The organism is Mycobacterium sp. IDUB_28 (assembly GCF_055419285.1).
Genome location: NZ_JBVAXK010000008.1, coordinates 272,597 through 285,860, shown reverse-complemented (window position 1 = coordinate 285,860; position 13,264 = coordinate 272,597). Strand labels below are relative to the sequence as shown.

The 13,264-nt window shown below is 67.0% G+C and carries 10 protein-coding genes and 1 pseudogene; 7 read left to right on the top strand and 4 right to left on the bottom strand.

Features of this window, described 5'->3' with window-relative positions; all coding sequences use genetic code 11:
• Positions 1-406 precede the first annotated feature (406 nt).
• On the top strand, positions 407-541 hold the full coding sequence (locus ACZYZ9_RS18775; RefSeq protein WP_463827757.1) for a hypothetical protein: 135 nt from the start codon (positions 407-409) through the stop codon (positions 539-541).
• 7 nt (positions 542-548) lie between these two features.
• On the opposite strand, the gene ACZYZ9_RS18770 is transcribed toward ACZYZ9_RS18775, so the two are convergent.
• Positions 549-1,739: a thiolase family protein gene (locus ACZYZ9_RS18770; protein ID WP_463827756.1), complete on the bottom strand. Its 1,191-nt coding sequence runs from the start codon at positions 1,737-1,739 to the stop codon at positions 549-551.
• Positions 1,740-1,791: 52 nt separating this feature from the next.
• On the opposite strand from ACZYZ9_RS18770, the gene ACZYZ9_RS18765 reads away from it, so the two are divergent.
• Positions 1,792-2,145: a Zn-ribbon domain-containing OB-fold protein gene (locus ACZYZ9_RS18765; protein ID WP_463827755.1), complete on the top strand. Its 354-nt coding sequence runs from the start codon at positions 1,792-1,794 to the stop codon at positions 2,143-2,145.
• 21 nt (positions 2,146-2,166) lie between these two features.
• Here ACZYZ9_RS18765 and ACZYZ9_RS18760 read toward each other — a convergent pair whose 3' ends face one another.
• Together ACZYZ9_RS18760 and ACZYZ9_RS18755 are read right to left on the bottom strand one after the other, a co-directional pair.
• Positions 2,167-4,332, bottom strand: coding sequence for an acyl-CoA dehydrogenase (locus ACZYZ9_RS18760; RefSeq protein ID WP_463827754.1), 2,166 nt, complete (start codon positions 4,330-4,332; stop codon positions 2,167-2,169).
• Positions 4,333-4,429: 97 nt separating this feature from the next.
• On the bottom strand, positions 4,430-5,188 hold the full coding sequence (locus ACZYZ9_RS18755; protein ID WP_463827753.1) for an SDR family NAD(P)-dependent oxidoreductase: 759 nt from the start codon (positions 5,186-5,188) through the stop codon (positions 4,430-4,432).
• Between the two features lie 112 nt (positions 5,189-5,300).
• Here ACZYZ9_RS18755 and ACZYZ9_RS18750 point away from each other — a divergent pair, with 112 nt between their 5' ends.
• Both ACZYZ9_RS18750 and ACZYZ9_RS18745 read left to right on the top strand, forming a co-directional pair.
• A complete protein-coding gene (locus ACZYZ9_RS18750) occupies positions 5,301-6,824 on the top strand; it encodes an ATP-dependent DNA ligase (RefSeq protein ID WP_463827806.1) in 1,524 nt (507 codons plus the stop codon).
• 74 nt (positions 6,825-6,898) lie between these two features.
• Positions 6,899-9,102 (top strand): annotated as a pseudogene (locus ACZYZ9_RS18745) (carbon starvation CstA family protein); the annotation flags it as partial.
• On the opposite strand, the gene ACZYZ9_RS18740 reads toward ACZYZ9_RS18745, so the two are convergent.
• Complete coding sequence (locus ACZYZ9_RS18740; protein ID WP_463827805.1) at positions 9,088-9,516, bottom strand: 2,4'-dihydroxyacetophenone dioxygenase family protein; 429 nt, start codon at positions 9,514-9,516, stop codon at positions 9,088-9,090. The pseudogene ACZYZ9_RS18745 and the gene ACZYZ9_RS18740 sit on opposite strands and share 15 nt — an antisense overlap.
• Positions 9,517-9,539: 23 nt before the next feature.
• On the opposite strand from ACZYZ9_RS18740, the gene ACZYZ9_RS18735 reads away from it, so the two are divergent.
• From ACZYZ9_RS18735 to lipL, 3 genes are read left to right on the top strand one after another with little or no spacing between them, the layout of a single operon-like run.
• Entirely contained in the window at positions 9,540-11,063 is a 1,524-nt protein-coding gene (locus ACZYZ9_RS18735; protein ID WP_463827752.1) for an Hsp70 family protein, read from the top strand.
• Between the two features lie 32 nt (positions 11,064-11,095).
• Positions 11,096-11,974: a polyphosphate kinase 2 gene (gene ppk2, locus ACZYZ9_RS18730; RefSeq protein WP_463827751.1), complete on the top strand. Its 879-nt coding sequence runs from the start codon at positions 11,096-11,098 to the stop codon at positions 11,972-11,974.
• Positions 11,975-12,015: 41 nt separating this feature from the next.
• On the top strand, positions 12,016-13,263 hold the full coding sequence (gene lipL, locus ACZYZ9_RS18725) for an esterase/beta-lactamase LipL (RefSeq protein WP_463827750.1): 1,248 nt from the start codon (positions 12,016-12,018) through the stop codon (positions 13,261-13,263).
• Position 13,264: the final 1 nt, after the last annotated feature.

Sequence of the window (13,264 nt, the reverse complement as noted above, 5' to 3'; positions counted from 1 at the left end):
CGAAGGAGCGACCGACGGTAGTAGCGTCCGACCCACAGCGGGGGGTCGGTCTGGATCAGACCCCGCTGCGGGTGCTGGCTACTACGGCACACTCGAGAAGATGCACGATCGGTGACATTAGACCGCCACGACCGTCAGACGCAAGTTTTTTCGCCCACCGTGCCGCCGTTATCGCGCTGTGCGAGACCTGCCCAAGGACGTGGGATCCGACTGGTGATATTGGATATTCGACTGCCAGATAACTAGCGAATGTAGTTGCCGGACGGAGAAACCCGGAAAAGAAATTCAGCTATTGGCACACGCCAGGGAGGCAATATTTCCAAAGTGCCAATGCTTTTCGACACCGTCGCTAACATCAAACGCGTTCGTCGAAGAACCAATATGCGGACAAGGAAAGGTCAGGAAGATGAGGACCAGAAAAAAGGTCGCGACCGCGATTGCAGCCGTGCTTTTCGCAGCCTATGCGCTGTTGGCAACCGGCTGCAACAAAGTGACGCCGAGTGTCCCGATCGACCCGGAGATCACCGCGGTTCCGCAATAGCCGAGCCTCAGCAGGTCAGCAACATGCATCCCGCGACGGGACCGCCGCCGACCGACACCACCCCGACTTCGGGACGCTGCGCTACCTGACGCTCCCCGGCCTCGCCGCGCAGCTGTAGACATGCTTCGTGCAACGCCCAATAGCCGTGCATGCGCCCGGCGGAGAGCTGGCCCCCGTAAGTGTTCAGCGGCAGTTGGCCGTCGCGGGCGATGCGGGCGCCGCCCTCGACGAATGGACCGGCCTCGCCGTCGCCGCACACTCCGATGGCTTCCAGCCAGGCCAGCGTCAGGTAGGTGAATCCGTCATACAGCTGTGCGACCTGGATGTCGTCGGGCGTCAGTTCGGTGCGCGACCACATCTGGGCGGTCGCATCCGACATCGCCATCTTGGGATAGTCGGCACGGTGGAACCAGCCGCCCGCCCCGTCGGAACCGCCGATCGCCGCCACGCGCACGGCGCGGTGCGGACAGTCGTCGGCGTACTCCGCGTGCGAAACCACCACCGCGATCGAACCGTCAATGGGCACATCGCAATCCAGTAGTCCGAACGGCGTAGACACCAGGCGCGCACCCAGGTAGTCGGCCATCGTCATCGGATCGCGATACACCGCCCGAGGATTCAGCGCCGCGTTGCGACGGCCGTTGAGAGCGACCCAGCCCAGCTGCTCCTTGGTGGTTCCGTACAGCTCCATGTGCCGGCGACAATTCAGCGCCAGCCAGTTTGCCGCCGAATAAGCATGCGCCGCAATGAGATCGTTGATGTCGTCCATCGCGCCGACCGCGGGGGCGTCCGCACCTTCGGGTGTCTCGAACATGCGTGCCAGCGGCGGAGCCGGCGCATCCTTGTCCTGCTGCAGCACGGTGCCGCCCAGCATCTGGATGGTCCGGTAGATCACCACATGGCGGGCACGTCGTTCAGCGACCGCACGGCACGCCGACATCACCGGACTCAGCAGGCCGCCGGTACCGAACCCGCTACCGCAGTCCCCCGCCTCGATCTGCAGTTCGGCGTTGACCTCGGCGGCAGGCGTGTCACCCAGCGTGGCGATGCCGTCGATGTCGGTGGGCCGCAATCCGGCGTCGTCGATGGCGGCGCGCACCGCCTCCATGGTCAATTCCCGTCCCGCAATGCCGGTGCGACGCCCGATTCGGGAAATACCGATGCCGGACAGGATCGCGTCTTTTTCGAAGTACTCCATCGGCACCGTCCGTCGCGCGCATCTGAGAAGGGATCCGGTAGAGCGTACTGTATTGCCCGTGACAACCGAGCCAACCACCTCCCCGCTGCTCGTCGAACACTGCGACGACTGCGCGCGCTGGGTGCATCCCGCGACCGGTAGCTGCCGGGATTGCGGAGCCGAGCTGACGGCGAAACCGGTCTCCGGACGAGGGACGGTGTTCACCTACACGGTCAACCATCACCCGTACAACCCGGAGATCCCGACGCCGTACGTCATCGCCCTGATCGAGCTCAGTGAGCAGCCCGGACTGCGTGTCGCCGCCAATATTGTCGACTGCGAACCAGATTCGGTGATCTGCGGAATGGCCGTGCAGGTCCAGCCGGCGAAGAGTTCCGGCGGCGCACCGCTGTTCGCCCCGGCCTGACCGGTATCCGCGCGGTGCGCCTCAGTTGATCAGCGGGTCACGGGGCATACCGAGGATTCGCTCGGCGATCTGGTTGCGGGTCACCTCTGAGGTGCCGCCGGCAATCGCCATGCCGCGGGCCCCCATCACCATCCGGCCCGCTAGCGCGCCGGCGCCGTCCAGCAGCACCGTCTCGGGTCCGGCCAGCGCCGTCGAGATGGCCGCGCCCTCGATCATGTGATCGGCCAGCTTGAGCTTGGTGACATTGCCTTCCGGCCCCGGGCCCGCGCCTTCCACGCTGCGCGCCGCGCGGCGCAGGTTCAGCAACCGCAGCGCATTCTCCTCGGCGAGGTAGCGGCCTACCCGAATAACGATGCCCGCCAACTCATTTGAGCGTTGTTGAGCCAGTTTGACCAGCTCGGGTGCCAGCGCCTCGTAGAACGAACCGCTGCCGCCGATGCTGACCCGTTCGTTGCCCAGCGTGGCCCGCGCGACCGTCCAACCCGAATTGGGTGCCCCCACCACGTCCTCGTCCGGCACGAACAGGTCATTGAAGAACACCTCGTTGAAGTCCGAACCCCCGGTGATCTGCCGCAGCGGGCGCACTTCCACCTCGGGGGCGTTCATGTCGACGATCACCGCGGTGATTCCGGCGTGCTTGGGCGCCTCCGGGTCGGTGCGCACGGTGGCCAGGCCGCGCGCGCAATAGTGCGCCCCACTCGTCCACACCTTCTGGCCGTTGATCTTCCAGCCACCGTCAACGCGGGTGGCCCGGGTCTTGACGGCCGCCGCGTCCGAACCGGCGTCGGGTTCGGAGAACAACTGGCACCAGATCTCGTCCTTGCGCAGCGCCTTCTCCACGAATCTTTCGATCTGCCAGTCGGTTCCATGCTGAATCAACGTCAGGATGACCCAGCCGGTGATGCCGTAGTCGGGACGCTTGATCCCCGCCTCGCGGAATTCCTCTTCGATGACCAACTGCGCCACCGCATCCGCGGCCCGGCCCCATGGCTTGGGCCAGTGCGGCATCACGTAACCCGTCGCGATCAGTTTGTCGCGCTGCGCTTTCTTGTCCAGCGCGGCGAGTTCGGCTGCGTCGGCGCGGATCTGGGTGCGCAGCTCCTCAGCCTCCGGCGGCAGATCGAGGCTGTTGTCCCGGGCGACACCGGCGGCCGTCAGATCGAAGACATCCTGCGCCGGCGCGTCCCCACCCAGGACCGCCGAGGACACCAGTGCGCGGCGTAGGTGCAGATGCGCGTCGTGCTCCCAGGTGAAGCCGATCCCACCGTGCACCTGGATGTTGAGTTCGGAGTTACGGGCGTAGGCGGGGAAGGCCAGCGCAGCAGCGACCGCGGCGACGAGCCGGAACTGCTGTTCGTCCTCACCCGCCGCCCGCGCGGCGTCCCACACCGCGGCCAGCGCCGACTCGGCAGCCACCAGCATGTTCGCGCAGTGGTGCTTCACGGCTTGGAAAGTCGCGATGGTACGGCCGAACTGCTTGCGCACCTTGGCGTATTCGACCGCGGACTCCACGCAGTCGGTCGCTCCGCCGACGGCCTCCGCGGCCAGCAACGTCCGGGCGCGGGCCAGAGCCGCCGCGCTGGCGCCCGGCAGGATGTCGTCGGCACTCACCTTGACGTTGTCCAGCCGAACCCGCCCGGAGCGCCGGGTCGGATCCAGGTTCTCGGGTACCTGCACCGACACCCCGTCGCGGTCGCGTTCCAGCACCAGCACGTCGTCACCGGCCGTGATCAGCAGCAGTTCGGCCAGCCCGGCACCCAGCACCACACCCGCCGCGCCGTCGGCAACGCCGTCGGAGACCTGCACGGCGCCACCGAACCCGATACCGGCGGTGACGGTGCCGTCGAGCAGTCCGGGTAACAGTCGTGACTGCTGCTCGTCGCTGCCGTCGTGGGCGATCACCGCCGAGGCGATCACGGTCGGCACAAACGGTCCGGGCGCCACCGCACGGCCGAGTTCCTCGACCACGACCACCAACTCGGGCAGGCCGTAGCCGGAGCCGCCCTGCTCCTCGTCGATGTGCAGACCGAGCCAACCCAGTTCGACGATGCCCTGCCAGAACCCGGGCCGTGCCTCCTCCGGCGAGTCCAGCAATGACCGCGCGGCGGCCCGCGCCTTCTGCGACGTCAGGAACGCGCGGGCTACCTCGGCGAGTTCGCGATGGTCGTCGGTCAGTGCGATACCCATGCGGGCCCTCCTCGCGGCACTGCAGGACCCGCACCGTCGCGGGCTCCTGGATCAGTTACAGAGACTACTCACCGCCGGTGACGCGACCGGTGGGTCACTACTTGGGCGCGAACCGCTGTCCGGCGTCCAGGCGCAGGCATTGCCCGTTGAGCATCGGGTTGTCCACGATGGCCGCAACCAGTTTCGCGTACTCCTCGGGCCGGCCTAGGCGCTTGGGGAAGGCCGCGTCCTTGGTCAGGGCAGTGGCGAACTCGTCCGGAATGCCCTTGGTGAGGCCGGTGGCGAACAGGCTCGGGGCGATGGCCAGCACCCGGATGCCGAGCGACCCCAGGTCACGCGCCATGGTCAGGCACATGCCCGCGATGCCCGCCTTGGCGGCGGTGTAGGCGACCTGCCCGATCTGACCCTCGAAGGCCGCGATGGACGCGGTGTTGATGATGACGCCGCGCTCGTCGTCCTCGGGCTCGTTCTTGCTCATGTGCGCGGCAGCCAACCGGCTGATGTTGAAGGTGCCGATCAGGTTGAGATCGATGACGGACTGGAAAGACTCGAGGTCGTGCGGGCCGGTCTTGGTCATGGTGCGCTTGGCGATACCGCCGCCGGCGGTGGTGACGGTGACGTGCAGCCCACCGAGGTCGTCGACGGCGGCCTGCAAGGTCTGCTCGGTGCCGGCGAAGTCGGTGACGTCGACGGGGTAGAACTTGCCGCCGATCGCCTCGGCGACCTCCTTGCCGTCCGAGTTCTCCCGGTCGAACACGGCCACCTGCGCGCCGCGTTCATGAAGCAGTTCGGCGCTGGCACGTCCCATCCCCGAAGCACCGCCGATGACGACGACCTTCTTCCCGCTGATCTCCATCCGGACCTCCGTTTGTTGGGTTGTCATATTCCCGTGAATTTGTAACGTTACCGAGGCACGCTAGCCGGTCTGTCCGGCGGGGTTGTCGGTGAGTCGTGTCAAGCTCAGCACTGTGCTCCTTCTCGAGTTGGCCAGCACGTCGATTGACGTCGGCGGCACATCCTCGCGGCTGACCAAGGTCGCCCACATCGCCGACCTGTTGCGGCGTGCCGCTCCGGACGCCGAGCTGGTCGCAACCGTCGTGTCGTGGCTTTCCGGGGTGCTGCGGCAACGGCAGATCGGCGTGGGCTGGGCCGCGCTCCGGTCGCCGCCGCCGGCGGCGTCGGACCCGGTGCTGACGGTCGGTCAGGTCGACACCGTCTTCACCGAGATCGGTGGCATTTCCGGTAAGGGCTCCCAGGCGCGCCGCGCGGCACTGCTGAACGGCCTGTTCACCGCGGCGACCGACACCGAGCAGACTTTTCTGCTGCGGCTGCTCGGCGGCGAGCTTCGCCAGGGCGCACTGGCCGGCATCATGGCCGACGCGGTGGCCAAAGCGGCCGGCCTGCCCCCTGCCGCGGTCCAGCGTGCGGCGATGCTGGGCGGGGATCTGCCGGCGGTCGCCGCCGCGGCGCTCAGTGGCGGGTCGTTGGACGCGTTCACGCTGCGGGTGGGCCGCCCGGTCGGCCCGATGCTGGCCCAAACCGCGGCGAGCATCCCCGAAGCACTCGAAAAGCACGGCGGCACAACAATATTCGAGGCCAAGCTGGACGGCGCCCGGGTTCAGATCCATCGCGCCGGCGAGCAGGTCACCGTCTATACCCGCAGCCTGGACGACGTCACCGCCCGGCTACCGGAGGTGGTGGAGGCCACCCTGGCGTTACCGGTGCACGATTTGATCGCCGACGGCGAGGCGATCGCACTGCGGCCGGACAACCGTCCGCACCGGTTCCAGGTCACCGCATCGCGGTTCGGCCGCTCGGTGGACGTCGCCGCCGCCCGCGCCAAGCAGCCGCTGTCGGTGTTCTTCTTCGACATCCTGCACCGAGACGGCACTGATCTGCTGGACGCGCCGACCAGCGAAAGGCTGGCGTCGCTGGACGGGTTGGTGCCGGCGTCCCAGCGCGTCGACCGCCTGCACACCTCCGACCCTGCGGCGGCGGCGGCGTTCCTGGAGGCGACGCTGGCCGCCGGTCACGAGGGGGTGATGGCCAAGGCCCCGGACGCGCGGTATCAGGCGGGCCGACGGGGCGCGGGTTGGGTGAAGGTCAAACCGGTGCACACCCTCGACCTGGTGGTGCTGGCCGTGGAATGGGGTTCGGGGCGGCGCCGCGGCAAGCTGTCCAACATCCACCTCGGTGCCCGCGATCCCGACACCGGCGGATTCGTCATGGTCGGCAAGACGTTCAAGGGCATGACCGACGTCATGCTGGACTGGCAGACCGCGCGGTTCAGCGAACTCGCCACCGGCGGCACCGACGGATACGTCGTGCACGTGCGGCCCGAGCAGGTCGTCGAGATCGCGCTGGACGGCGTACAGGGCTCGTCGCGGTATCCGGGCGGAGTCGCACTGCGGTTCGCGCGGGTGGTGCGCTACCGCGACGACAAGCGTCCAGCGGAAGCCGACACTATCGACGCCGTGCGCGCGATGTACTGACCCGCCAAGAGCGGGTTCGCCCTTGTAGGGTTCTGGCCGTGGCCGACCAGCAGATCAGCTACATCAACACCGAGCCCGACCTGCCGCCCGTCGCGATCCTCGACCAGTCTCCGATCACGCTGCGCCACAAGGTGTTCTTCGGCCTCATCGCCGTCGTCGGCGCCATCGCCTGGACCGTCATCGCGATCGTCCGGGCCGAGCGGGTGAACGCGGTGTGGGTGGTGGTCGCGGCGGTCTGCACCTACCTCATCGCCTACCGGTTCTATGCGCGGTTGATCGAAAGCAAGATCGTCCGTCCCCGCGATGATCACGCCACCCCGGCCGAGGTCTTCGACGACGGCAGCGACTATGTGCCGACCGACCGGCGCGTGGTATTCGGTCACCACTTCGCGGCGATCGCCGGCGCCGGCCCGCTCGTCGGCCCGGTGCTGGCCGCCCAGATGGGCTATCTGCCCAGCACCATCTGGATCGTCGTCGGTGCGGTGCTGGCCGGGTGCGTCCAGGACTACCTGGTGCTGTGGATCTCCACCCGACGCCGGGGCCGCTCGCTGGGCCAGATGGTCCGCGATGAATTGGGGGCGACCGCAGGTGCCGCCGCGTTGATCGGCATCCCGATCATCATCACGATCCTGATCGCGGTGCTGGCCCTGGTGGTGGTGCGGGCACTGGCCAAGAGCCCGTGGGGCGTCTTCTCCATCGCCATGACCATCCCCATCGCCCTGTTCATGGGCTGCTACCTGCGCTTCCTGCGGCCCGGGCGGGTCGCGGAGGTATCCGGGGTCGGCGCGGGGCTGCTGCTGTTCGCGGTGGTCTCCGGCAACTGGGTCGCCAACACCGCGTGGGGTGTCAGGTGGTGCACCCTGTCGCCGGTCACGTTGTGCTGGTTGCTCATCGGCTACGGCTTCGCAGCGTCGGTGCTGCCGGTGTGGTTGCTGCTGGCTCCGCGCGACTACTTGTCGACGTTCATGAAGATCGGCACCATCACGCTGCTCGCGGCCGGCATCTGCATCGCCCACCCGACGATCGCGGCACCAGCGGTCTCCCGCTTCGCCACCCAGACCAACGGTCCGGCGTTCGCCGGCTCCCTGTTCCCGTTCCTGTTCGTCACCGTCGCCTGTGGCGCGCTGTCCGGATTCCACGCCCTCATCTCCTCAGGCACCACGCCCAAGATGTTGGAGAAGGAAGGCCAGATGCGGTTGATCGGCTATGGCGGCATGATGACCGAGTCGTTTGTGGCAGTGATGGCGCTGCTCACCGCCGCGATCTTGGACCAGCACCTGTACTTCACCCTCAACGCGCCGTCGGCCCAGACCCATGACACCGCCGCCGGCGCCGCGCACTACGTCAACGGTCTCGGTCTGCCGGGCGGCCCGGCGACCGCCGCCCAGCTCGACCAGGCCGCCCGTAGCGTCGGGGAACAGACCATCGTGTCGCGCACCGGCGGTGCGCCGACGCTGGCCTTCGGCATGTCCGAGATGCTGCAGCGGGTCTTCGGCGGCACCGGTCTCAAAGCGTTCTGGTACCACTTCGCGATCATGTTCGAGGCGCTGTTCATCTTGACCACGGTGGATGCCGGCACCCGCGTCGCCCGGTTCATGATCTTTGATGCGCTCGGCAACATCGGCGGTCCGCTACGCGCGCTGCGCAACCCGAGCTGGCGGCCCGGCGGGTGGGTGTGCAGTGCGGTGGTGGTCGCCGCGTGGGGTGGCATCCTGCTGCTGGGCGTGACCGATCCGCTGGGCGGGATCAACACCCTCTTTCCGTTGTTCGGCATCGCCAACCAGCTGCTCGCAGCGATTGCGCTCACGCTCATCACCGTCATCGTCATCAAGGCGGGCAGAGTCAAGTGGGCGTGGATACCGGGCATACCGTTGCTGTGGGACCTGGCCGTGACCTTGAGCGCGTCATGGCAGAAGATCTTCTCCGGGGACCCCGCCGTCGGGTACTGGACGCAGCACGCCCAGTACACAGCCGCCAAGAAGGCCGGGAAGACCGCGTTCGGGTCGGCGACCGACGTCCATCAACTCGACGCCGTCGTCCGCAACACCTTGATCCAATGCACCCTGTCGGCCATCTTCGCGATGGTCGTCGTGGTGGTATTCGCTGCCGGAATCATCATGGCAGTCAAGGTGATTCGCGGTTCCGGGCGGCCTTCGAGCGAGGACGATCCGGTGTCGTCGAAGCGATTCGCGCCGGCGGGTCTGATTCCCACCGCCGCCGAGCGGGAGGTGCAAAGTCAGTGGGATGCCCTGCCCCGCAACGGCTAGGCGTGCCAGCTGGTCAGGTCTCGCATCGGAATCCCGTTACCGACGCAGTAATTCGTATAACGCTCGATGGAAGTCAGATGGTTTTCCTGCCAGAGGATCTTGTCGCCATCGAGGAAGAGCAGTTCGCCGATCATGTAGAAGAACACCTCGGTGTCCTCGAAGCTTTCGGGCGTGTGCGACGAGCCCGCGACTTCATAGAGGGTGTCACCCGCGCGAGATACCCAGTCGCTTTCCCGATAGCGCCACGCTCCGCTAACGGTGTGCGCTACAACAATTCCGGTGTGGTAGTGGGTTCCCCATTCCACGCCGGGCGGGAACTTCATCGAGACGATGACCTCGGCACACACCGCGGGCAGTCGGATCCTGCAGTGGCCGCCACTGGGGCTCCATGTCGGCAGAATGTAGCCCTGATGTGTTGCAGGCACAATCGCCCCTAGAATCGGGTCCGATGAGAGTCGGTATCGACTTCGGCACCACCCACACCGTCGCTGCGATCGTCGACCGTGGCAATTACCCGGTCGTCGCCTTCGACGGCGTCGATGCATGGCCGTCTCTGATCGCCGCCAACGCGGCCGGGGACCTGCGGTTCGGCCCGGACGCCGCCGCGGTCCGCCACGAACCCGGGTGGCAAATACTGCGCTCGGTGAAAAGACTGCTCAACGACGCCGGACCGCGTACCCAGGTCACCCTGGCCGGCCGCAGCTATGCGCTGGCCGATCTGCTCACCGGCTTCCTCGCACAGCTCAGGCACGACCTTTGTCACCGGTCCAATGCCGGCTTCGGCCCTGACGACCCCGTCGAGACCGCGATCAGCGTGCCGGCCAACGCCACCAGCGCACAGCGCTTCCTCACCCTGGATGCGTTCGCGGCGGCGGGATTTGACGTCGTCGCGTTGCTGAACGAACCGTCGGCCGCCGGCCTGGAGTACGCCCACCGATACCGCTCGACGATCACGGCCAAGCGTGAGTACGTCCTCATCTACGACCTCGGCGGCGGCACCTTCGACGCGTCGCTGCTGAAGATGGCGGGCCACGTCAACGAGGTCGTGGTCAGCGAAGGCATCCAACGGCTCGGCGGTGACGACTTCGACGAGGCGATCGCGCAACTGGTGTTGGCCGGCTGCGAGCTGCCGCCGCTGGACAGCGCCGGCTATGCGCTGCTGTTGGAGGAATGCGCCGCCCGCAAAGAGGCCGTCGGGCCGCAGACCCGGCGTTTCCTGGCGGATTTGACTTTCGACGGGATCGAGCGAGCCCCGTTCTCCTGCGGTATCGACGACGTCTATGCGGCGTGCGCGCCGCTGGTCGCCGAGACTGCCGACCTGCTGTCCCGCGTGCTGCGCGACCCGGCCGGCGACGGCCGGGACGTGCCATGGTCGGAAGTGGCCGGCATCTACGTGGTGGGCGGGGCAGGCAGCTTCCCACTCGTCGCGCGCATGCTGCGCAGCAATTTCGGCGACAAGCGCGTCAAACGGTCGCCGCACCCGTTCGCCGCAACCGCCATCGGTCTTGCGGTCTTCCTGGACATCAACTCCGGTTTTGTTCTCTCCGAACGCTTCTCGCGACATTTCGGGGTCTTCCGGGAGGCCAGGGCAGGCGCCGACGTCGTCTTCGATCCGATCGTGCCCAAGGATGTACCGTTGCCCGTCGACGGTCATACACCGCTGGTGGTCAGCCGGACCTACCGTGCGGCCCACAACATCGGACATTTCCGGTTCGTGGAGTGCAGCCGGCTGGTCGACGGCCGGCCCGACGGCGACGTCACACCCTACGACCCGGTGTTCTTCCCGTTCGACCCCGCACTGCACGACCGGGACAATCTCGGTCACCAGCCGATCGACCGGTGGAGCGAGGGACCCGACGTGGAGGAACGCTACGTTGTCGCGCCAGGTGGTGCGGTGGAAGTCACCGTGACGACGCAGCCGGCCGGCTTCCAACGCACCTTCCGGCTCACGCGGGCCGCTGCACGGTTGTGATAGTCGCGATCGCAACCGGGTAATTCGGGATCATGCCCGACATCGATCTGGACGACCTGTCCACTCCCGAGCACGGCTACACCGTCGACGACAGCGATGACGACGACCCGGTGCTGCTCGACCGCGACGGCAACCCGGTCGCCACCTGGCGGGAGCGATACCCCTACGACGAGCGCATGCCCCGCGACGAGTACGACCGGCTCAAGCGGCGATTGCAGATCGAGTTGCTCAAGCTGCAGAACCACAGCCGCCAGACCGGTGCCCGGCATCTGATTTTGTTCGAGGGCCGCGACGCCGCCGGCAAGGGTGGGACCATCCAGCGTTTCACCGAGCATCTCAACCCGCGCACCGCCCGAGTGGTCGCACTGGAGAAGCCGAGCGATCGGGAGAAGACCCAGTGGTATTTCCAGCGCTATGTGTCCCATCTCCCGGCCGCCGGCGACATCGTCTTATTCGACCGCTCCTGGTACAACCGCGCCGGCGTGGAGAAGGTGATGGGTTTTTGCACCGCCGAACAACATGCCCAATTCCTGGAACAGACACCGTCTTTCGAACGCCTGCTGGTCGACGACGGCATCAACCTGACCAAACTCTGGTTCTCGGTGTCGCCGGCTGAGCAACGCACCCGGTTCGCCATCCGGCTCGTGGACCCGGTCAAGCAGTGGAAGTTCTCCCCAATGGACGTGGAGGCCATTCACCGGTGGGAGGCCTACACCGCGGCCAAGGAGGAGATGTTCGCTGCCACTGACACCGACTTCGCCCCGTGGATCGTGGTCAAGAGCAACGACAAGAAGCGTGCCCGCATCAACGCGATGCGCCATCTGCTCGCCAAGTTCGACTACGCGGACAAAGACCACGAATTGGTCGGCGAGCCCGACCCGCTCATCGTCGGACGCGCGTTGGCGGACTAGCTCACAGAATATAGTTATCCATTTTGGGTAATATGATTCTCATGACGAAGCCAGCGATTGTCGACGTCGATTCCGACCTACCGGGGCATGTGCACGGCGCCGCGGACCCCCGTTTTTCCTGCGCGGTCCGCACCTTCGCCAAGCTGTTCAACGGCGATCCGCGATTCGGCGGCGGTTCCCTGTCGGTCTACGTCCACGGCGAACCGGTCGTCGACATCTGGACAGGCTGGTCAGACCGGGACGGCGAGATCCCGTGGACGGCCGATACCGGCGCCATGGTCTTCTCGGCCAGCAAGGGGGTCGCCGCGACGATCCTGCACCGCCTGGTCGACCGCGGCCAATTGGCCTACGACGAACCGGTCGCGCGGTACTGGCCCGAGTTCGGCGCCAACGGCAAGTCCGCGATCACCGTGCGCGACATGCTCGGGCACAAGACCGGGCTGTCCCACCTCAAGGGCGTGACCAAGGAGCAACTGCTCGACCACCGGTTGATGGAGGAACGACTCGCCGCCGCGCCCGTCGACCGCCACGCCGGCCGGGCGGCCTACCACGCGTTCACCTACGGTTGGCTCACCTCCGGACTGGCCCGCGCCATCACCGGCAAGGGCATGCGCGAGTTGTTCCGCACCGAGGTCGCCCAACCACTCGACACCGATGGCCTGCACTTGGGCCGTCCGCCGGCGGACGCGCCCACCACGGCCGCGCAAATCATGTTCCCGCAGACGACCCGGGCGAACCCGCTGTTCGACCGGCTCGCACCCTGGCTGTCGGAACTCCCGGTCGCCGGCGGTCTGGGCGCGATCTACGTCCCCGGCATCACCTCGTTGATCCAGGGCGACACTCCCCTGCTCGACGGTGAGATCCCGTCCGTCAACGCCGTGGTGACGGCGCGCGGTCTGGCGCGCATGTACGGAGCGCTGGCCAACGACGGCCATACCGGCCAAACACAGTTACTGTCAACGGAATTGGCGCGCGATCTGCTCGGCAAAACCAGTCTGCGACCAGACCTCAATCTGGTGGTGCCGATGTCGTTCCACCTCGGCTACCACGGCTCGCCGGTGCCCGGCTTGCTCCGCGGATTCGGGCACGCCGGCCTGGGCGGGACGATTGGCTGGGCCGACCCGGTGACCAAGAGTTCGTTCGCCTTCGTGCACAACCGGCTCATCACGCCGATCATGCTGGACCAGATCCTGTTCGTGCCGCTGATCCTGCCGATCCGACGCGCGGCCGCCGCCGCCCATGCCGACGGCTTCGAGGCGGTGCCGAACTTCGGAGCTTCGTACTCCTGAC

Bases quoted from the DNA above. Each gene is read 5' to 3' on its own strand.
- ACZYZ9_RS18775 (WP_463827757.1), top strand. From the start codon at position 407: ATGAGGACCAGAAAAAAGGTCGCGACCGCGATTGCAGCCGTGCTTTTC.
- ACZYZ9_RS18735 (WP_463827752.1), top strand. From the start codon at position 9,540: ATGAGAGTCGGTATCGACTTCGGCACCACCCACACCGTCGCTGCGATC.
- lipL (WP_463827750.1), top strand. From the start codon at position 12,016: ATGACGAAGCCAGCGATTGTCGACGTCGATTCCGACCTACCGGGGCAT.
- ACZYZ9_RS18760 (WP_463827754.1), bottom strand. From the start codon at position 4,332: ATGGGTATCGCACTGACCGACGACCATCGCGAACTCGCCGAGGTAGCC.
- ACZYZ9_RS18755 (WP_463827753.1), bottom strand. From the start codon at position 5,188: ATGGAGATCAGCGGGAAGAAGGTCGTCGTCATCGGCGGTGCTTCGGGG.
- ppk2 (WP_463827751.1), top strand. From the start codon at position 11,096: ATGCCCGACATCGATCTGGACGACCTGTCCACTCCCGAGCACGGCTAC.
- ACZYZ9_RS18770 (WP_463827756.1), bottom strand. From the start codon at position 1,739: ATGGAGTACTTCGAAAAAGACGCGATCCTGTCCGGCATCGGTATTTCC.